This window comes from Limnobacter sp. CACIAM 66H1, assembly GCF_001601825.1.
Taxonomy (GTDB): Bacteria; Pseudomonadota; Gammaproteobacteria; order Burkholderiales; family Burkholderiaceae_B; genus Limnobacter.
Genome location: NZ_LUJK01000031.1, coordinates 1 through 19865, shown reverse-complemented (window position 1 = coordinate 19865; position 19865 = coordinate 1). Strand labels below are relative to the sequence as shown.

Genomic DNA, 19865 nt, shown 5'->3' with positions numbered 1-19865 from the left:
GAGTTGTGATTGAAATTGACAGGCCAAATTAATAACTTTATTCAATAACTCAATTATCGTGATTCTTGTCATTGCAAACCCCAAAGCCGGGTATCTCAAAACACGCAACTCAAGTGGCAGTCTTGCGGAAATTCACCGCATCTTGGGCAATGCCGGGCATGTGGCATTGACTCAAAATGCCTCAGAACTGGAGCAGGCGCTTTTGTCCTACAAAGACACCCCACCCTCGGTCATTGTCCCCTTTGGTGGCGACGGCACGGTTTCAGCGGTACTGGGCGCTGCAGCCAAAGTGTGGGGCGACCATGCGATACCTGCCATTTTCCCCTTGCACGCGGGCACCATGAACATGATCGCGTGGGATGTGTATCCCAAAACGTCACCTCTCAAAGCCCTGGGGTGGTTGGTTGAAAATCAGGCCAACTTCCACCTGCACTGCTCGCCGCGGTATCCCATCAAAACCTCCAGTCAACAATATGGTTTTGTATTTGGGTTTGGTGTCACCGTGAACTTCATGCATGCTTACTACAGCATGGGCAGTGGTCCAATTGCGGCTGCAAAACTGTTGACCAAAATAGCGTGGGGAATTATTCGACGCAGTACCTTCGTAGAAAACCTGTTCTCTACGGTCAATGGGCAGCAAGCTCGCGACAGTGCACCACCGCAGAGGTTTGCATGGCAGGCCTGCCTGGCGCTCAGTATTCAGTGCTTGCCGTTGCGGTTTCGTGTGTCTACCAGTGGTGGCAACAAAGCCAAACAAGACATGTGCCTGATTGCCGGTGTGCCGAACAAACTGCCACTGGTGCTAAATTTGATCCGAATCTGGTTTGGTGCCATGCCGCAAAGTATTGGCGTTGAACGCAGCACGATTGGTAGCATGCAGTTTCAATTTGACTCGCCCACAGCCTGGCAGCTGGATGGCGATGTGCACGCCCCATTGACTTCGATTCAAATCAACAGCGCCCCCGCAGTGCAGTTTGTGGCGATGGAATAAAAAAAGGGATCCCAAGCGGGATCCCTTTTTCATTCTGGCGGAGACGAGAAGATTCGAACTTCCGATACCCTTTTGGGGTATGCTCCCTTAGCAGGGGAGTGCCTTCGACCACTCGGCCACGTCTCCAGAAGGCCGAATTATACACGGTTTCGGCCAAAATGTTGAATGCTGGCGCAAATCGCTTTCACGCAAATTGCACCGCATTCCCATCACTCAAAACTCAGCCCAAACTCCAGTTCAAGCCGCTTCTTTTTCCAGACCAAAGGCCTTGTGTAGGGCACGAACTGCCAATTCCATGTACTTGTCGTCGATCAACACCGACACCTTGATTTCAGATGTAGAAATCATCTGAATGTTGATGCCCTCTTCCGACAAGGTTTTGAACATCAGGCTGGCCACGCCCACATGTGAACGCATGCCGATGCCCACAATCGATACCTTGCACACGTTGGTGTCGCCCGCCACTTCACGTGCACCCACGCTGCCTTGAATCTTGTTTTTCAACAAATCCATGGTTTTGTTGAATTCGTTGCGGTGTACGGTGAAAGTGAAATCGGTGGTGCCATCCGAACCCTGGTTCTGAATGATCATGTCCACGTCGATGTTGGCTTCTGCAACCTGACCCAAAATTTGATAGGCCACACCGGGCTTGTCAGGCACGCCACGAATGGTCACTTTTGCTTCATCACGGTTGAAAGCGATACCGGAAACAACAGCCTGTTCCATATGTTCATCTTCCTCAAAAGTAATCAGCGTGCCAGACACTTTTTCTTCGTCCAGCGACATCATTGGGTCGGTCAAGCTGGAAAGCACACGAGTAGGCACGCGGTACTTGCCTGCAAACTCAACGGAGCGAATTTGCAGAACCTTTGAGCCCAAGGAGGCCATTTCCAGCATTTCTTCAAAACTCACAACGCGCATGCGGCGTGCCTCGGGCACCACGCGAGGGTCAGTGGTATACACACCGTCTACATCGGTATAAATGAGGCACTCAGCTGCACCCATTGCTGCGGCGATTGCCACAGCAGAAGTATCGGAACCACCACGGCCCAGCGTCGTTTGGTTCCCCGCCTCATCAATGCCCTGAAAACCGGTGATGATCACCACTTTGCCGGCGTTCAATTCAGCTTTCACTCGAGTGTCATCAATCGACTCAATACGTGCTTTGGTGTAGCTGCTGTCAGTCTTAATGGGTACCTGCCATCCCGAAAAACTGATTGCATCCAGGCCTTCAGCCTTCAACGCCATGGCCAACAAAGCCACGGATGCCTGCTCACCTGTGCAACACAGCATATCGAGTTCACGGGGATCAGGCTCAGCCTGAATTTCCTTGGCCAAGCCGATTAGTCGGTTGGTTTCGCCCGACATGGCCGATGGCACCACCACCATTTGATAGCCCGCGCGATGCCATTTGGCGACACGCTTGGCTACATTCTTGATACGTTCTGTGGACCCCATGGAGGTGCCACCGTATTTATGTACTATCAGTGACATAGTCAGATCGCCCTGCACAAATAAAAAGCGCGAACCATTTCGCGCTTTTAAATCAATCAGTTGAACATTTTACCCCAAGCGCTGACTTAAAACTGACAAAAGCATGAATTCCGCTTGGTCAAAAGTCAGCGATTGTGAACCCTCGCTTACTGGTTCGCCGAATACCCCAAATTCATTTGCAAACCACCCGATTCCAATACCTCAGGGTGCTTGCGCATGTATTCCAGGCGATCCAGGTATTCAGTGGTGACATCACCGGTGATGTACGAACCATCAAAACAGCTGGCATCGAAAGTTTGGATTTTTGGATTCAAGTCACGCACAGCGCGTTTCATGTCAGCAATGTCTTGATAGAACAGCGCATCTGCACCGATTTCAGCGCAAATTTCGTCGTCAGTGCGACCTGAGGCAATCAGCTCATCGCGCGTGGGCATGTCAATGCCGTACACGTTCGGAAAACGCACCGGTGGCGCAGCCGATGCAAAAATTACTTTTTTGGCACCTGCCTCACGAGCCATTTGGACAATTTCCCGGCTCGTGGTGCCGCGCACGATGGAGTCGTCCACCAACAGCACTGTTTTGCCTTTGAATTCAACAGAAATGGCATTGAGCTTTTGGCGAACGCTTTTTTTACGCACGGCTTGTCCGGGCATAATAAAGGTGCGACCAATGTAACGGTTCTTGATAAAACCCTCACGGTAAGGCACGCCCAATTGGTTCGCCAACTCCAGCGCAGCCGGGCGGCTGGAATCAGGAATGGGCATGACCACATCAATTTCGCCAGCTGGCATACCCTTGCGAATTTGGTCAGCCAAGTATTCACCCATTTTCACGCGGGCTTCATACACGCTGATGCCATCCATCACTGAATCAGGACGAGCCAAATAGACATACTCGAAAATACAGGGGTTCAGCGACGATTTCTCCGCACATTGCTGGGCGTGAAGCTTACCGTCGAGATCGACAAACACGGCCTCACCTGGATCAATGTCACGCACAAATTCAAAGCCCATACCCACCAAAGCCACCGATTCTGACGCAAACATGTACTCGGTGCCCTGCTCGGTTTCAGCCTTGCCCAAGGCAAGTGGGCGAATACCAAAGGGGTCACGGAATGCCAGCAAACCGTAGCCTGCAATTTGAGCCACGCAAGCATACGCACCGCGTGCACGCGCATGCACGCCCGCCACCGCGCGGAAAATGGTGACCGGGTCAAGCGAATAGCCTGAGGCATTGGATTGCAGCTCGTGGGCCAACACGTTGAGCAACACCTCGGAATCTGAATTGGTGTTGATGTGGCGGCGATCATTCTTGAACAATTCAGCCTTCAAACGCTCGCTATTCGTGAGGTTGCCGTTGTGGGCCAACACCAAGCCATAAGGCGCATTCACGTAGAAAGGTTGCGCTTCATCTGAACTGGCAGCCGAGCCGGCTGTGGGGTAACGCACATGGCCAATGCCCATATTGCCGGGCAATGAACGCATATTGCGTGTGCGAAACACGTCGCGAACCAATCCGTTGCCCTTGGACATTGAAAACGAATTGCTGTGTGCCGTGGCAATGCCTGCAGCATCCTGGCCACGGTGTTGCAACAACAACAGGCTGTCGTAGAGAATTTGATTAACAGGAGAAAAACCGGCAATACCGACAATCCCGCACATTGAAAGCTCCTAGTAGCGCACCCATTTGGCCACACTTTCGGGCAAATGCGGCTTGATCTCTCTCATCGCATCCACGGCCAAAGGGGACAACATGGCATTTCGCCAAAATGGCTGTTCCGGAAGCGAAGTAAAACCTGCCCCAGTTACCAGCACCAACACAATAAATAAACCACGCGCGAAGCCGAACGTGGCACCCAAGCCACGGTCCGCAAAACCCAAACCTGCTGCGGCAACAATTTTGCCCAGCAGTGAAATCAGAATCGCACCCACCAACATGGTTGCGAAAAATGCAGCGGCGCAACCTATCAGGGCCTTCATCGGTGGACTGAGCGATTCGGCCCAGTCCATGTAAACCGCCAGGTCTGCGCCATAACGATTGGCCACCCAGAAGGCCAACACCCAGTTGGCCAGCGACAGTACTTCCTTAACCATGCCGCGGAACAAACCCAGAATGACCGACAGCACCACCACGGCAATGACGATGTAATCGAATATCGTCACTGCACTACTCTCCCCGACGAGTAACCTGCCGCGGCCAGCTTGGCTTTGGTTTCATCGGCCTTGGTCTGGCCTGAAATTGGCCCGACTCTCACCCTGAATACCGTGCCATTGCCAGAGCTGGTAGACTCCACCTTCGCAGGGAAACCCTTGCCGCTCAATTCTTTGCTCAATGCGTCGGCGCGAGCCTTGTCACTGACCGCAGCAACCTGAACCCAATACACCTCTGCCTTGGCAAATGCCGCAATTGGGTCTTCAATCTTGGGTTCAGTCTTAGGCTCAACCTTGGGTTCAGGTTTGGCTTCTTGCTTGATGTCTGGTTTGATTTCAGCTTTTGGGGCAGGCTTAATCTCGGGCCTGGGTTCAACCTTGGGTTCAGGCGCAGGTTCGGAAACCAGCGGTGGTGGTTCTACTGGAGGCGCAACTGGTGCGGTGGCGACAGCCTGCTCCTGGGTAGACCTTGACGCTTCAATTGTTGGGGATTCTGAGGGTACTGGAGCCTGTGTCGGAATTTCAGCAGATGGACGATCAGGAACGACCAGCTCAATATCACTGCTGGTCTGGGAAGGTTCGTTTTCCACCAAAGCGGGAACCACAATGATAGCGGCCAGAAAAAGTGCGATGGAGCCCACCAACCGCCTTCTGGACCTGCGTTTCAACTCATCAACTGGATCGTTGTTGACTTTGTTCCTGGCAGTAGAACGCGAATTTGAACTCACCTGCACTCCTGAAAAAATTAACCGGGACGTTTTCGAAGCGCTTCTTTGGCTTGCATGGCTTGTGCCACGACCAGGAAGGATCCAAAAACCAGAATTCTATCATTGGGCGGCACTGCAGAAGTGACCACCGCGTACGCTTGACCCACACTCTCGTAGCTCTGCACACTTTTTTCTGGCGGCTGCTTTGCAATACCACCTTTGGCCAGTGCCTGGGAATTACCAACCCAGTCAAAAGCCCCAGCATCTACACCGGCCAGTTCAAGCTGCTGCTTCAACTGGGCGGTGCTGCGCCCCCGGTCACCTTCAAGCGGCACCAAGTGCCAATGGTCTACACGGTCTTTCAGGGCCTTGACCACTTCTACAGCGTCCTTGTCCGCCAGCATGCCGAAAATGCAATGGGTATATGGAAAAAAACCCATGTTGTCGAGGCTTTCACGCAAGTGCGCGGCAGCATGGGGATTGTGTCCAACGTCCAGAACCACCGTGGGTTGACCCGGCAGCACTTGAAAACGCCCTGGCCACTCCACCAAGAGAAAACCCTGCCGAATCGATTGTGCTGGCACAGGCAAACGATCCCGCACAGATTCCAGCGCAGCCAACGCTGCTGAGGCATTCAACAATTGGTTGGTGCCCCGCAAAGCCGGGTATGCGAGTGCAGCACGGCGCATGGTACGCCCGCCGTAGGCCCATTGCTGCTTGTCGCCACTGTAGTTGTAGTCGCGCGCAAACAGCCACAAATCGGCACCAATTGAATTGGCATGGTCGATCACGCTTTGTGGCGGTTTGGGGTCGCCTACAATGGCGGGCTTGCCTGCTCGGAATATACCCGCCTTCTCGCGGCCAATGCTTTCCCGGTCGGGCCCAAGAAAGGCTTGATGATCAAGATCGACGCTGGTGCAAATCGCGCAGTCGGTGTCAAAAATATTGACCGCGTCCAATCGGCCACCCAAGCCCACTTCCAGAATAACGGCATCCAGATCTAGACGAGAGAACACCAAGGCCACTGCCAGCGTGGTGAACTCAAAATAAGTCAGGGAAACACCCGTTGCGATGCGGGCCTGTTCCACCTGTTCGAAGGCGGAAATCAGCTCCGGCTCCTCCACCTCGGCACCATTGATGCGGGCGCGTTCAGTAAAGCGGATCAGATGCGGCGAGGTGTACATGCCCACCTTGTAGCCCGCCTGAATCAGAATGCTTTCCAGCATGGCGCAGGTTGACCCCTTGCCATTCGTACCCGCTACTGTAAACACCACGCCATTTAAGGCAAAACTCATGTGTTTCTGAACCACTTTCAAGCGGTCCAGACCCATATCAATTGGTTTGCTGTGAATCGACTCCAGATAAGCCAGCCACTCATTCAATGCCGCATTGGCGGCTGGCTTCATCGGTTTGGAAGGGTTTGGTTGGGGTACTGCTTGGTTCATAAGTATTCAGGCTGCTAGTTTTCAGGCCGCTCGGTTTCAAGCCGGCTGGTCAATCTGTTTTTTCATCAACAGCGCCAGAAGGCTGGTCAGGGTTTTCTTCATTTCACGGCGATCTACAATGCAATCCACCGCACCCTTTTCCATCAAAAACTCGGCACGCTGAAAACCTTCAGGCAAGGTTTGACGAACAGTTTGTTCGATCACTCGTGGGCCGGCAAAACCAATCAAGGCTTTGGGCTCTGCAACCACCACATCGCCCAGAAAAGCGAAACTCGCAGAAACGCCGCCCATCGTAGGGTCGGTCAGCACAGAAATATAGGGAAGCTTGGCCTGACTCAACTTGGCCAGCATGGCCGAGGTTTTTGCCATTTGCATCAGCGAACCCAAGCCTTCCTGCATGCGAGCGCCGCCAGAGGCCGCAATGCTGATAAACGGAACATTGGCGTCAAGCGCCGCCTGCACGCCGCGACAAAAACGCTCGCCCACGACAGAGCCCATTGACCCCCCCATGAACTCAAATTCAAAGCAGGCAATGACCACCTCAATTCCGTTCATCACACCTTTCTGAACCACCAAGGCATCGGTTTCACCAGTGGCCTCTTTGGCTTCATTCAAACGTGCAGTGTAACTTTTGCTGTCTTTGAATTTCAAAGTATCCATGGGCAGCACTTCCTGCCCAATTTCAATGCGCTCATCATTGTCGAACAACAAATTCAGGCGCTCGCGAGACCCGATGCGCATGTGATAGGTGCACGAGGGGCAAACCATGGCATTGCTCACCAAATCATTTTGATAGAGCACTGCATCACAGCTCTTGCATTTCGCCCAAATACCTTCAGGAACGCTTTTCTTGGCTGCGTCGCCGGGTGTCTTTGAGGAAATGCGCGGTGGAATAATTTTGTCAAACCAACTCATACACTTTCCCTTGCTGAGGATTTCTTTTGGAAGTTATTGTGTCGTGCCAAATTGCGCATCCAGCGCAGCACGAATCGGGGCAATAAACTTGCCCGCCAAAGCGGCGGCCTCTTGTGGGCTACCTGCTTCTAAAAATTGAATCAATGCAGAGCCAATCACCACCGCATCTGCGGATTGTGCGACACGGCATGCCGACTCGGCATCGCGAATACCAAAACCGACGCCCACGGGCACGTCAGTGAATTTGCGAATGGTGGGCAACTTGGAACTGACTTCCGCAGCATTCAGGTTTTGCGCACCAGTCACGCCTTTCAGCGACACGTAATACACATAACCGCTGGCTGCCTTTGCCACTTTTTCAATGCGCTCATCGGAAGAGGTAGGTGCCAGCAAAAATATAGGATCCAGTTCAGCGGCAAGCAGGTATTTGGAAAACTCAAGTGACTCCTCGGGCGGGTAATCCACCACCAATACACCATCCACACCCGCCTTTTTTGCCTCGGCGACATACTTTTCAACACCCATGCGTTCGATGGGGTTGGCATACCCCATGAGCACGATTGGAGTGTGTTGGTTGGTCTGACGAAACTCAGCGACATAATCCAGAATTTTGCGGGAAGTCACTCCCTTTTCAAGCGCACGTTCGCTTGAACGCTGAATAACCGGGCCATCGGCCATGGGGTCAGAAAACGGCACGCCCAACTCAATGACATCGGAACCTGCATTGGCCAAGGCATGCAACATGGCCACAGTTTGACCCGGGTCGGGGTCACCGCCGGTGACGAACGGAATCAGGCCCTTGCGACCCTCTTCTTTCAATTTTGCAAATACTGCTTTGATTCTTGACATGGTTTTAATAGAAATTTATTTCTTGTTGCAGGCCATTTCTGCACCTGTTTTGCAATCGGGGTGGCAATAAAACTCGGCGCCACTCAGGCGCGCCACGGTGTGCATATCCTTGTCACCACGGCCCGACAGGTTTACCAGAATCACTTTGTCTTTGGGCAGGGTTTTGGCCAGCTTCGCGGCATGGGCCAAGGCATGGCTGCTTTCCAGCGCAGGGATGATGCCCTCAATGCGGCAGCACTGGTGGAAGGCTTCAAGCGCTTCAGCATCGGTAATGCCCACGTATTCGGCCCGGCCAGAATCCTTCAGCCACGCATGCTCGGGGCCAACGCCGGGATAATCCAGACCCGCGGAAACCGAATGGGTTTCAATAATCTGACCATCATCGCTTTGCAACAGGTAGGTACGGTTACCATGCAACACGCCCGGCGTGCCAGCGCTCAGCGATGCAGCATGCTTGCCAGTTTCAATACCCTCGCCCGCAGCTTCCACGCCCACCAGCTTCACGCCATCCACGTTCAAATATGGATGGAAAATACCCATGGCGTTTGATCCGCCACCTACACAGGCCAGCACATAATCTGGCTGCTTGCCCACCATGGTCGGCATTTGCTGAATACATTCGCGACCAATTACGCTTTGGAAGTCGCGAACCAACATGGGGTATGGGTGTGGGCCCGCGACGGTGCCAATGATGTAAAACGTGTCTTCCACGTTCGTCACCCAGTCGCGCATGGCTTCGTTCAGGGCATCTTTGAGGGTTCTGGAGCCAGAGGTGACCGGAATAACCTCAGCACCCAACAGTTTCATGCGGAATACGTTTTGTGCTTGCCGGGCCACATCTTCCTGACCCATGTACACCACACACTTCATCCCGTAACGCGCAGCCACAGTGGCCGTAGCCACGCCGTGCTGGCCAGCGCCTGTTTCCGCAATTACACGGGGTTTACCCATGCGCTTTGCCAACATGGCTTGCCCGATGCAATTGTTTACTTTGTGCGCGCCAGTGTGGTTCAAGTCTTCCCGCTTGAAGTAAATTTGTGCCCCACCGACCAAATCAGACCACCGCTTGGCGTGATAAATGGGACTGGGGCGACCCACAAAATGTTTCAGTTCACTTTCAAACTCTGCCAAAAATTCGGGGTCGTTTTGATAATGCGCATAGACACTTTTCAGTTCTTCCAGGGCATGAACCAGGGTTTCAGACACAAAAGTTCCGCCATAGGGGCCGAAATGACCGGTGGCGTCTGGAAATTCATAGGGTTTGTTCATGATGCTGCTCAATCTGGGTTCACTTACAACAGCCCTGCATCGGCTTTCTGGACCGCTTTGCAGAACATTTCAATTTTTTCGATGCTCTTTACGCCTCGCGCTGACTCAATCCCGCTGGACACATCGACGCCATAGGGTCGCAAGCCATGAATGGCCTGTTCCACATTGCTTGCATCCAACCCCCCGGATAATACCAAAGCCTGCTTCAATTCACCCGCTTTGGGCAGCAAAGACCAATCAAAAGTATGCCCTGTTCCACCATACGCCTCGCTCCATGAATCGACAAGAAGCGCCTGCGCAGAATGAAACCGAACACCCTCCTGTCGCAAGTCAACACCAGCCTTCATACGAATGGCTTTGATGTAGGGGCGCCTGAAACTGTCGCAAAACTGTGGACTTTCATCGCCATGAAACTGCAACAGCACATTGGGAATTTCTGAAATGACAGAATTGACGAAATCAGCCTGCGGATTGACAAACAAGGCAACCGGGGTTTGCCACGCACCCAGACAACGCGCAAGCTGCCCTGCCTGCGCCACCTCAATGTGACGTGGTGAAGGCGGATAAAGCACAAAACCCACTGCGTCAGCCCCAGCCCAAGTGGCCGCACGCACCGTGTCTTCGGTTTTAAAGCCGCACAACTTGATTCGGGTTCTCATGAAAACAATTCCTGTATTCCGTATTGCTCGGAGTATTCAATATTCCACAAGCTTAAACCCTGCGCGGGGTAGGTTTTTGCCGCCAGGCTTCTGTTTCTGGATTCAAGCACATCCCTTAACCAGCTTTCGGCTTGTCTGTGCTGGCCCACTTCCATCAGGCTACCCATCAGGTTTCTTACCATGTGGTGCAAAAATGCATTGCCATGAATTTCAAAGTAACAGTGGTCACAGGCTTCAATCAGATTGAGCGCATACAGAGTGCGCACAGGGCTTGCAGCCTGGCATTGCGAGGCGCGAAACGCACTGAAATCATGTGTGCCCAACAAACATTCCGCTGCACGGCGCATGGCGGCCAAATCAAGCGGGTAATGCACCCATGTCATAAACCGTTTAAATGGATCCCTAACAGGAGCACTGTAAAAATAGTAACGATAAGTTCTTGATATCGCACTGAAACGTGCATGAAAACTTGCATCAACCTGTTTGGCACCGAGCACTGAAATGGTGGGTGGCAAACTGTTGTTAACGCCTTTGACCCAGGCCGTCAGCGGCCTGTCTGCTGCTGTATCAAAATGCACAACCTGTTGGCGAGCATGTACACCAGTGTCCGTTCGGCCCGCACATGTCAGGACAACCGGTTCCTGGGCAATAGCCTCAATAGCCTTGGTCAAATGATCCTGGACAGTTCGACCATGCCGTTGAGTTTGCCAACCCTCAAACTCATGACCGTCATAACACAGGCCCAAGGCCACTCTGTTCATTTAGCTCAACGTGGCCAAAAGCGCTTTGGCCTTGCGAACCTGATCCACGTCGCCTTTTTTCACGATTTCGTTCAACAACTCTTTGGCACCATCTGCATCGCCGATTTCAACGTAAGCGCCCGCCAAGTCCAGCTTGGTGGCGACTTCCTGCCAGGTGGCATCGTCCACTTTGGGGTTCGGTACATCCACATCCAGATCAACAAGCGCTTTGTCAAATGCCTCTTCAGGAACTGCATCCAGCACCTCATCGCTGGCTTTCTCTGCGCCCTCTTTCAAGTCAAGCGCTTTTTCACCGGTGGTCTCATCGCCAATTAAGTCGTCAAATGCAGCATCTATCTCACTCGAATTCACGTCATGCTGAGCCAGGGGTTTTTTGCGCAACTCATCCAACTCTTCCTGGGCCGCCAAGGTGCCTTTTTCGATTTCGTCCAGATCATCAAGAATCGAACCCGACTTGGATTCATTAGACTCTTCCTCAGGAAAATCCAGTGTGACTTCGCTGTCCAGTGATTCCTTGTGTTGTAGTGCTTCCTCTGAAGCGTCATTCAATTCAGGAATGTCATCAGCCACGGCTGGCTTATCGTCCACTTCCACAGGGGCTGCACGAAGTTGCGTTGCTTCATCCAGGTCAGCCTGCTTCAACCGATCATTCAGCACTTCATCCAGATCAAAGTCAGAATTTTCAGCCTTATTCAGGCTGTTGGAACGCTCCGCTGCGATTCCCGCACTTGCTGCCGCGATGGCTTCATCAAAATCATTCACTTCACTGAAAGAAGAATCGTCCTCGGCCTCGAGCTCATCCTCCTCATTTTTGGCTTTGTTCTTGCGCGCACGGACAATCAACAACAACACCAATACAACCAAACCACCTGCACCTGCCAAAATCCAGGGCAACCAGTCAAAAGGCTGCTCTTCTGCCGGGGCCTGCTCCACTGGTGCCTGTACGCCGCCATCGCTACCAGCGGGCTCGCCGGTCACCTGCGGTTCCGCAGCAGGCTCATCGGCACCATTCTCAGCCAATGTCTCCGAGGGTACTTCAACAGCCGCTGGTTCAGTGGTGGCATCAGTCCCCAGTTCCGAGCCATCAGCCTCAGGTGCGGCAGGCTCGCTGCCCAGGTCTTTTTGCATATCGAGCAAACGCTGCAAATCGCTGACGTTCTTCTCGAGCAATGCAATTCGTTCGTTCGCCTCGGCCAGTGCCTTGTTCTTTGCAACCAACTCTTCTGCGTTTGCATCGGCATTACTTGCACCTTGGGCTGCACCAGGCGCAATTTGCAATCGATCCGCGGGAGCAGCAGCATTTGTCTTGGATGCTTGCTCTTGCGGCGCAATGCTACCCTGTGTACTAGTCGAGCCTGAGGTCGCCACTTGATTTTCAACGGTCAGCAAACCAATTTGGCGAGCGTAAGTGGAGTACACATTCCGATCGTCATTTTGAGCAAGAATCAGCAAAGCCTCATTGGCATTGCGGGCTCGCAGCGACGCACGATTGGGAACCTGAATTTGGGCGCCCTCACGAATCAGATGCACGCTGCCATTAATAAACGAGGCCTTGTTGGCCTCGTAAATTGCAGCCATCGCCTGGTTCAACGACACACCGTCACCCACCAGCTGCAAAGCCAACTCCGACAGAGTATCGCCACGCTCCACATTCAAAGTACCTTCAGGCGCCACGGATTCTGAAGCTGCGGGTGCTTTGGAGGCTACAGGTGGCCCGGATACCGCTGGGGCCTTGGGTGCTACCGCAGGTGGTGTCATCGGGGGTCGAATTTCAGGAAGGCTTGTTGCAGGCTCAGCCGCTTGGGCCACTCCAACTGGCACAGTCAGGGTATATTCACGAGCTACCCTGCCACCTGCCCAGGTCAATTCGACCAGAGTGTCAATGAAACCTGCGGGCAGATGCTGGGCCGACGTAATTTTGACCAATGCCGTACCAGGCTGAGGACCGTCTTGCACAGCAAACTGGAGATTCTGCAGATTCGGGTCCATGCTTAGCCGAGCGGCTTTGAAAGCCTCAGCCGAGGCAAGCTTGGCCTGCAGGGACGCACGTTCCTCTGGCAACACCAGATCAACCTGAATTTGCGCCAGAAACGGTTCACCCGCTCCGGAGAGCACTTCGAGCTTACCCAGCTGTGCTGCCTGCGCGAAGGAACTTGCCAACAAACCTGATGCAAAAACAAAGGGCAGAATCTTTTTGTTGGTATGCCTCACCCGTTTACTCCATGAATGTTCAAGCCACCTTCGGCAGCCTTTTGGGATCAAAATTGATGCAGCTCAGCGTTCAATCAAGATACGCAGCATGCGGCGCAAAGGTTCTGCAGCACCCCACAACAGCTGATCACCTACGGTAAAGGCGCTAAGGTAGTCGCCACCCATAGCCATTTTGCGGAGTCGACCAACCGGCACATGCATGCGGCCTGTGACAGCCGCAGGCGTCAAATCGCGCATAGATGCATCACGCTCGTTGGGCACCACTTTAACCCAATCATTGGCCTTGGCAAGCATGTCGTTGATCTCGTTCAATGGGATGTCTTGCTTCAACTTGATGGTCAAAGCCTGTGAGTGACAACGCATGGCACCGACGCGCACGCACAAACCATCCACTGGCACGCAACCAGGTGTTCCCATGGCTGGCTTACCCAGAATCTTGTTGGTTTCTGCGCCACCCTTCCATTCTTCTTTGGATTGGCCATTGCCCAGGTCCTTGTCAATCCAAGGAATGAGGCTTCCGCCAAGTGGCACGCCAAAATTGTCCGTTGGGTATGAATCAGAATTGATGTGCTGAGCCACCTTGCGGTCAATTTCCAGAATGGCGGATGCTGGATCGGCCAACAAGTCTTTAACCGAACCATGAATGCTGCCCATTTGCGAAATCAGTTCACGCATGTTTTGTGCACCAGCGCCAGAGGCAGCCTGGTAAGTCATTGACGTGATCCACTCCACTTGATTGTTCTGAAACAAACCGCCCAAAGCCATCAACATCAGCGATACGGTGCAATTGCCGCCCACGTAATTCTTGATACCCTTGGTGAGACCATCCTTGATGACATTCATGTTGACGGGATCAAGAATGATGATGGCGTCGTCTTTCATGCGCAGGCTTGACGCCGCATCAATCCAGTAACCATTCCAGCCAGCTTCGCGCAACTTGGGAAACACGTCGTTGGTGTAATCGCCGCCCTGACAAGTCAGTACAACATCCATTTGCTTCAAGGCGTCAATGTCATTGGCATCTTGCAATGGGCCCGCATTGCCAGCAAAAGCCGGCGCCTTGCCGCCCGCATTGGAAGTCGAGAAGAAAATCGGCTCGAAATGCGCGAAATCATTCTCTTCCTGCATGCGTTGCATCAGCACGGAACCCACCATGCCACGCCATCCAACCAAACCAACTTTCAACATAAAAAAACTCCAGTACTTTTAAATTCTTAAACCGCGATTACGCCCCATCACTGCTTGGCGAGGGCTGCCACAATTGCATCTCCCATGCCAGAGGTACCAGTTCGCTCCTTTCCTTCGCGCCAGATATCGCCTGTGCGCGGTCCGGAAGCCAACACAGCCTTGACCGCATTTTCAATACGGTTTGCATAATCCTCTAGCCCAAATGTATAGCGCAGCATCATGGCAGCAGAAAGCACGGTTGCCATCGGATTGGCCAAATCTTTGCCGGCGATGTCGGGCGCAGAACCATGAATAGGCTCATACAAACCAAAGTTGGATTCATTCAGCGAAGCCGAAGGCAACATGCCAATTGAGCCTGTCAACATGGATGCTTCATCCGACAAAATATCACCGAACAGGTTACCCGTCACGATGACGTCAAACTGCTTGGGGTTTTTCAACAACTGCATTGCACAGTTGTCGACATACATGTGGCTTAATTCAACATCGCTGTATTCTTTGCCAACCTCAGTCACTATATCGCGCCAAAACTGGGTAGTTTCAAGCACGTTGGCTTTGTCCACTGAACACAGCTTGCCGCCACGCTTTTGAGCCGCCTGAAAGGCCACGTGGGCGATACGGCGAATTTCGGTTTCGGCGTACCGCATGGTGTCAAATGCCTCGCGCTCGCCTTTGAATGGACCATCTTCAGCAATGCGGTTGCCTCGCGGCGTTCCGAAGTAAATGTCGCCAGTCAATTCACGAACAATCAGAATATCCAGTCCCGCTACCACTTCAGGACGAAGTGTGGATGCATCAGCGAGTTCCTCGTACACCATGGCAGGGCGAAAGTTGGCAAACAGGTTCAGGGCTTTGCGAATGCCCAAAATAGCTTGCTCGGGACGAAGGTGACGTGGCAGGGTGTCAAGAGAAAAATCACCCACCGCACCAAACAACACAGCATCCGACGCCTTGGCCAGGGCCACGGTCTCTTCCGGCAAAGGCACGCCTTTTTCACGGTAGGCTATACCACCAATCAAGGCATGTTCAAACTCAACATTCAAACCGTCTGTTTTCAGTGCCTCAAGCACTTTCACGGCCTGCGCGGTAATTTCCGGGCCAATGCCGTCACCGGGCATTACGGCAATCTTTAAAGTCATTCGTGTTCTCGGTTTGTTTTCTGGTTAGATAGTATTTGCAAGCCAAGGTTGATTGGCCAGGCGATTTTTCTCAAAAGCTGTAATTTCATCGCGATGCTGCAAAGTCAGACCGATATCGTCAAAGCCATTCATCAGGCAGTGCTTGCGGAAAGCGTCCACGTTGAAGCCATAGCTTTTTCCGTCAATGCTCACCGTTTGGTGCTCGAGACTCACCGTGATCTCTATACCAGGTTTTGCATCAATTGCCGCAAAAATTTCCTTCAACTCTTCTTCTTTTAAAACAATAGGTAGGAAACCATTCTTAAAGCAGTTATTGAAGAAAATATCAGCAAAACTGCTGGAAATCACCGCCTTGAAGCCATACTGCTGAAGCGCCCAAGGGGCGTGCTCCCGGGAGGAGCCACACCCAAAATTTGGGCCGGCTACCAACACAGTGCCGCCTTTGAACTCAGGCTTGTTGAGCTCGAAATCTGGGTTCAACGGGCGCTTGCTGCAATCCATGCCAGGCTCGCCTTCGTCCAGATACCGCCAACCATCGAACAGATGCTCACCAAAACCAGTGCGTTTGATGCTTTTCAAAAACTGCTTGGGAATAATGGCGTCGGTGTCCACATTGGCGCGGTTCAGCGCAACGGCGATACCAGTGTGGGTTACAAATTTGTCCATAGTTAATCCGTGAATATTCCGGCTGATCCGGAGCCCAGACCATGCGAGCAGGACATTACCCGCTCGCACAGCCTAGAAATGCCAGTAAAAATTACCTTTTGTTTTCGTCTGCAGTGCGTTCAATGGCCGCGCCACCCGCCTTGATGTCTTTGCCCATGCCTTCAATGGTGTTGCAAGCCGACAATGAAATGGCTGACAAAGCAAGCAGAAATACGGAAACGATCTTCATATCAAACACTCCCTTGTTCTAAAAGGTTCTGGAATCAGTGAAATGGCCTGCAATCGCAGCCGCAGCCGCCATGGCCGGGCTGACAAGGTGTGTACGGCCGCCCGCACCTTGACGTCCTTCAAAATTTCGGTTGCTGGTGGAAGCGCAACGCTCACCGCTGCCCAAACGGTCCGCATTCATGGCCAGACACATCGAGCAGCCGGGCTCTCTCCACTCAAACCCCGCTTCGAGGAAAATTTTATCCAAACCTTCCTTTTCAGCCTGAGCCTTGACCAAACCTGAACCAGGTACAACCAATGCCAATTTGACCGATTCTGCTTTTCTCCTGCCCTTCACCACCGCAGCAGCATCGCGCAGGTCTTCAATTCGAGAATTGGTACATGATCCAATGAATACAGTGTCGACACTGATGTCTTCGATTTTCTGCAAAGGCTTCAAGCCCATGTACTGCAAAGCGCGTTCATAACCCTGACGTTTTACAGGGTCAGTCACTGAGGCAGGATCAGGTACCACACCATGAACATCAGTAACCATTTCCGGAGAGGTACCCCAACTCACCTGGGGTTGAATGTCTTCCGCACGCAATTCAACCACTTGGTCAAAATGCGCCCCCTCGTCCGAATGCAAGGTTTTCCAATAGGCCACAGCGGCATCCCACATCTCGCCTTTCGGACTAAAGGGACGTCCTTTCACGTATTCGATTGTTTTTTCGTCGACGGCCACCATGCCAGAGCGTGCACCGCCCTCGATGGCCATGTTGCACATGGTCATGCGACCTTCAACAGACAATCCGCGAATGGCGGATCCAGCAAATTCTATGGCGTAGCCCGTGCCGCCAGCAGTACCGATTTTGCCGATAATGGCCAAAATCACGTCTTTCGCAGACACACCCTTACCCAAAGTGCCCTCAACGCGAACCAGCATGTTTTTGGCTTTCTTCATCAGCAAACACTGGGTGGCCATGACGTGTTCAACTTCAGAGGTACCGATACCAAATGCAAGCGCACCGATTGCACCGTGTGTGCTGGTGTGTGAATCACCGCAGACCACCGTCATGCCGGGCAAGGTTGCGCCCTGTTCGGGCCCGATCACATGTACGATACCTTGACGCAAGTCTTTGATGTCGAAATAAGTCAAACCGTGGGCTTTTGCATTTTTATCCAGAGTTTCCACCTGCAAGCGCGAGGTGGGGTCTGCAATCCCCTTGGAGCGGTCGGTGGTGGGTACATTGTGGTCCACCACGGCCAGATTGGCACTGTTACGCCACAAATCACGACCTGCCAACTCCAAACCTTCAAAGGCCTGGGGGCTGGTGACTTCATGCAGCAAATGGCGGTCGATGTAAATCAGTGAGGTGCCATCTTCTTCGGTGCGCACCACATGACTTTCCCAGAGTTTGTCGTAAAGAGTTTTAGCCATTTTCAAAGACCTGCTTCGGGCTGACTCATCCAGTGGTTTATTCCACCAGATTGACCAGCAAATTGCGTGGAGAATAACCCCTTATTATGCCACAGCCGGCACAGGGCTTGCAGCCCCGCAGGCAGGGCTGTGCCTCAAAATCAAGCCACGCCTTAATACTCAGCGCTTCTTTGCCTGTTCATACAAAGGCTGAACTCTGGCGGAGTAAACCTCGAGATCCTGAATTCGGTTCTCGGGTGACGGGTGCGTGGACAACAACTCTGGAGGCGAACCACCGCCAGCCCGACTCATCTTTTGCCAGACGCTGATTGCGGCGCGTGGGTTGTACCCGGCGCGCGCGGCCAGTTCCACACCAATTCGGTCCGACTCCACTTCGTGAGAGCGACTATAAGGCAGTGAAATTGCCACATTGGCGGCCATGCCGGCAAGATCAGATGCACCACGCGACAAGCCGAAAACAGCCGAAGCCAGATCCAGCCCAACACTCGTGGCGAGTTGCTGCGAAATTCGTTCACGGCTGTGTTCCCGCAAAGCATGCGCAATTTCATGCCCCATGATGGCCGCGATTTCATCATCAGTCAGCGCCAGTTTTTCAATCAAAGCCGAATAAAACGCGATTTTTCCGCCAGCCATACACCAGGCATTGAGTTGATCAGACTCAATCACATTGACCTCCCATTTCCACTGGGGGGCATCAGGACGAAAAGCAGCAGTCTGGGGGATCAAGCGATTGGCGATGGCACGTACCCGGGCCACCTGCTTGGCATCCTGATTCAACTTGCCTTCTTTTTGGGCCTTGGCAATGACGTCGGCATATCCCTTGGCAGCGGCAGCATCCACTTCCGCAGAGGAGACAAGCACAAACTGGGATCGGTCAACCCCAACCGCTCCGCCAGAGGTAGTCTGAGTGGTTAAACATGCGGCTAACACACCCGTTGAAAACGCAAGCGTCAGCGTTAAAGTGGTGCGTCGCTTCAGTCCAGAAAATACCATCGTTCTTCACCTGTAATTTTCAGTAAAACCGTTCCGTAGAAACGGCAAACATTGCTGCAAAGTTGACATCAACTGCGCTTCTAAGACAGTTTATCCTGACAAAAGTGCGGAAGGTGCCCGTCTGCTGGCAATCGTAAAACGCCAGCCAAGAATCAGGGCCAGCAAACCGCTAATTGACGCCATGGCAAATGCACTGGCGGGCCCACCCCACTCCCACGCGAAACGGCCCAAAAATGTACCTGCCGATCCACCAAGCCCGTATGCGATCGTGGCATACATCGCCTGGCCACGCACCACCAACTTAACCGGCAAGTTCTCTCGCAACCAGGAAATGGTGGCAGTGTGATGCGCTGCGAAAGTCAAAGCATGCAAACCCTGTGCGAAAATCATCATCCAACCGTACTCGGGAAATGCGGCAGTGAGGGCAAACCGGAAAGCACAAGCAGCGAAGCTGACGCAAAGCCAGGTATTCAGGGAAAAGCGCTTGAAGAAGCGAGTTTGAAGGGCAAAAAATACCACTTCACACATCACACCAAATGCCCAAAGGCCACCAATACTCATTTCCGAATAGTTGAATTCGAGCAGGTAAAGGGAGAAAAACGCGTAGAAAACCCCATGCGCAAAAATCATGAAAAAAGCGGCCAACCAGAAAAGTGGCATGGGACCTGGCAACAACAGGCGCTTGAAGCCACTGCCAGTGAACAGGATTGAACTTTCCGTGCCGGTCACCCGAGGAGAATCAGGCGTGAATTTCAAGGCTGCGACAAACCCCAGCAGCAA

At 52.8% G+C, this 19865-nt stretch carries 19 protein-coding genes and 1 tRNA gene; 1 reads left to right on the top strand and 19 read right to left on the bottom strand.

What is annotated here, in order from left to right; all coding sequences use genetic code 11:
* Nucleotides 1–58 precede the first annotated feature (58 nt).
* A complete protein-coding gene (locus tag A0129_RS10145) occupies nucleotides 59–991 on the top strand; it encodes a diacylglycerol kinase family protein (protein WP_291714663.1) in 933 nt (310 codons plus the stop codon).
* A 35-nt stretch (nucleotides 992–1026) separates the two neighbouring features.
* On the opposite strand, the gene A0129_RS10140 is transcribed toward A0129_RS10145, so the two are convergent.
* The 19 genes from A0129_RS10140 to A0129_RS10050 all read right to left on the bottom strand — a co-directional run.
* A tRNA-Ser gene (locus A0129_RS10140) sits at nucleotides 1027–1117 on the bottom strand.
* A 111-nt stretch (nucleotides 1118–1228) separates the two neighbouring features.
* Nucleotides 1229–2485: an aspartate kinase gene (locus tag A0129_RS10135; RefSeq protein ID WP_291714662.1), complete on the bottom strand. Its 1257-nt coding sequence runs from the start codon at nucleotides 2483–2485 to the stop codon at nucleotides 1229–1231.
* Nucleotides 2486–2631: 146 nt separating this feature from the next.
* A complete protein-coding gene (gene purF / locus A0129_RS10130) occupies nucleotides 2632–4146 on the bottom strand; it encodes an amidophosphoribosyltransferase (protein ID WP_105028964.1) in 1515 nt (504 codons plus the stop codon).
* A gap of 9 nt (nucleotides 4147–4155) precedes the next feature.
* The gene (locus tag A0129_RS10125; RefSeq protein WP_008248980.1) at nucleotides 4156–4647 is read right to left on the bottom strand and encodes a CvpA family protein; all 492 of its coding nucleotides are present in this window, start codon (nucleotides 4645–4647) and stop codon (nucleotides 4156–4158) included.
* Nucleotides 4644–5363 carry an SPOR domain-containing protein gene (locus A0129_RS10120; protein ID WP_291714660.1) on the bottom strand — a complete coding sequence of 240 codons (720 nt, stop codon included), beginning with the start codon at nucleotides 5361–5363 and terminating at the stop codon, nucleotides 4644–4646. Before A0129_RS10120 ends, A0129_RS10125 begins: the two co-directional genes overlap by 4 nt.
* Nucleotides 5364–5380: 17 nt before the next feature.
* A complete protein-coding gene (gene folC, locus A0129_RS10115; RefSeq protein WP_291714658.1) occupies nucleotides 5381–6787 on the bottom strand; it encodes a bifunctional tetrahydrofolate synthase/dihydrofolate synthase in 1407 nt (468 codons plus the stop codon).
* A gap of 36 nt (nucleotides 6788–6823) precedes the next feature.
* On the bottom strand, nucleotides 6824–7702 hold the full coding sequence (accD, locus tag A0129_RS10110) for an acetyl-CoA carboxylase, carboxyltransferase subunit beta (protein ID WP_291714656.1): 879 nt from the start codon (nucleotides 7700–7702) through the stop codon (nucleotides 6824–6826).
* A 33-nt stretch (nucleotides 7703–7735) separates the two neighbouring features.
* Nucleotides 7736–8551, bottom strand: a complete 816-nt coding sequence (gene trpA, locus A0129_RS10105) for a tryptophan synthase subunit alpha (RefSeq protein WP_291714654.1) — start codon at nucleotides 8549–8551, stop codon at nucleotides 7736–7738.
* Nucleotides 8552–8566: 15 nt separating this feature from the next.
* Nucleotides 8567–9820 (bottom strand): tryptophan synthase subunit beta, encoded by a 1254-nt coding sequence (trpB, locus tag A0129_RS10100; protein ID WP_291714652.1) that lies wholly within the window; start codon nucleotides 9818–9820, stop codon nucleotides 8567–8569.
* A gap of 23 nt (nucleotides 9821–9843) precedes the next feature.
* Nucleotides 9844–10479, bottom strand: a complete 636-nt coding sequence (locus tag A0129_RS10095) for a phosphoribosylanthranilate isomerase (protein WP_291714650.1) — start codon at nucleotides 10477–10479, stop codon at nucleotides 9844–9846.
* Nucleotides 10476–11240, bottom strand: coding sequence for a tRNA pseudouridine(38-40) synthase TruA (truA, locus tag A0129_RS10090; protein ID WP_291714649.1), 765 nt, complete (start codon nucleotides 11238–11240; stop codon nucleotides 10476–10478). The genes A0129_RS10095 and truA overlap by 4 nt, the downstream gene beginning before the upstream one ends.
* Nucleotides 11241–13451 carry a FimV/HubP family polar landmark protein gene (locus A0129_RS10085; protein ID WP_291714647.1) on the bottom strand — a complete coding sequence of 737 codons (2211 nt, stop codon included), beginning with the start codon at nucleotides 13449–13451 and terminating at the stop codon, nucleotides 11241–11243.
* A gap of 63 nt (nucleotides 13452–13514) precedes the next feature.
* Nucleotides 13515–14636, bottom strand: a complete 1122-nt coding sequence (asd, locus tag A0129_RS10080) for an aspartate-semialdehyde dehydrogenase (RefSeq protein ID WP_291714681.1) — start codon at nucleotides 14634–14636, stop codon at nucleotides 13515–13517.
* Between the two features lie 50 nt (nucleotides 14637–14686).
* Nucleotides 14687–15778, bottom strand: coding sequence for a 3-isopropylmalate dehydrogenase (gene leuB, locus A0129_RS10075; protein WP_291714645.1), 1092 nt, complete (start codon nucleotides 15776–15778; stop codon nucleotides 14687–14689).
* 24 nt (nucleotides 15779–15802) lie between these two features.
* Nucleotides 15803–16444, bottom strand: coding sequence for a 3-isopropylmalate dehydratase small subunit (leuD, locus tag A0129_RS10070; protein WP_291714642.1), 642 nt, complete (start codon nucleotides 16442–16444; stop codon nucleotides 15803–15805).
* A gap of 91 nt (nucleotides 16445–16535) precedes the next feature.
* Nucleotides 16536–16673 (bottom strand): entericidin A/B family lipoprotein, encoded by a 138-nt coding sequence (locus A0129_RS10065; RefSeq protein WP_291714641.1) that lies wholly within the window; start codon nucleotides 16671–16673, stop codon nucleotides 16536–16538.
* An 18-nt stretch (nucleotides 16674–16691) separates the two neighbouring features.
* Entirely contained in the window at nucleotides 16692–18092 is a 1401-nt protein-coding gene (leuC, locus tag A0129_RS10060) for a 3-isopropylmalate dehydratase large subunit (RefSeq protein WP_291714639.1), read from the bottom strand.
* A gap of 159 nt (nucleotides 18093–18251) precedes the next feature.
* Entirely contained in the window at nucleotides 18252–19085 is an 834-nt protein-coding gene (locus A0129_RS10055) for a M48 family metallopeptidase (protein WP_275271624.1), read from the bottom strand.
* 90 nt (nucleotides 19086–19175) lie between these two features.
* Nucleotides 19176–19865, bottom strand: a 690-nt coding sequence (locus tag A0129_RS10050; RefSeq protein ID WP_291714637.1) for an MFS transporter, incomplete at its 5' end; no start/stop codon positions are given.

Coding starts and splice junctions, on each gene's coding strand:
- A0129_RS10135 (WP_291714662.1), bottom strand. CDS start 2,485: ATGTCACTGATAGTACATAAATACGGTGGCACCTCCATGGGGTCCACA.
- purF (WP_105028964.1), bottom strand. CDS start 4,146: ATGTGCGGGATTGTCGGTATTGCCGGTTTTTCTCCTGTTAATCAAATT.
- folC (WP_291714658.1), bottom strand. CDS start 6,787: ATGAACCAAGCAGTACCCCAACCAAACCCTTCCAAACCGATGAAGCCA.
- accD (WP_291714656.1), bottom strand. CDS start 7,702: ATGAGTTGGTTTGACAAAATTATTCCACCGCGCATTTCCTCAAAGACA.
- trpA (WP_291714654.1), bottom strand. CDS start 8,551: ATGTCAAGAATCAAAGCAGTATTTGCAAAATTGAAAGAAGAGGGTCGC.
- trpB (WP_291714652.1), bottom strand. CDS start 9,820: ATGAACAAACCCTATGAATTTCCAGACGCCACCGGTCATTTCGGCCCC.
- A0129_RS10095 (WP_291714650.1), bottom strand. CDS start 10,479: ATGAGAACCCGAATCAAGTTGTGCGGCTTTAAAACCGAAGACACGGTG.
- truA (WP_291714649.1), bottom strand. CDS start 11,240: ATGAACAGAGTGGCCTTGGGCCTGTGTTATGACGGTCATGAGTTTGAG.
- leuB (WP_291714645.1), bottom strand. CDS start 15,778: ATGACTTTAAAGATTGCCGTAATGCCCGGTGACGGCATTGGCCCGGAA.
- leuD (WP_291714642.1), bottom strand. CDS start 16,444: ATGGACAAATTTGTAACCCACACTGGTATCGCCGTTGCGCTGAACCGC.
- A0129_RS10065 (WP_291714641.1), bottom strand. CDS start 16,673: ATGAAGATCGTTTCCGTATTTCTGCTTGCTTTGTCAGCCATTTCATTG.
- leuC (WP_291714639.1), bottom strand. CDS start 18,092: ATGGCTAAAACTCTTTACGACAAACTCTGGGAAAGTCATGTGGTGCGC.
- A0129_RS10055 (WP_275271624.1), bottom strand. CDS start 19,085: ATGGTATTTTCTGGACTGAAGCGACGCACCACTTTAACGCTGACGCTT.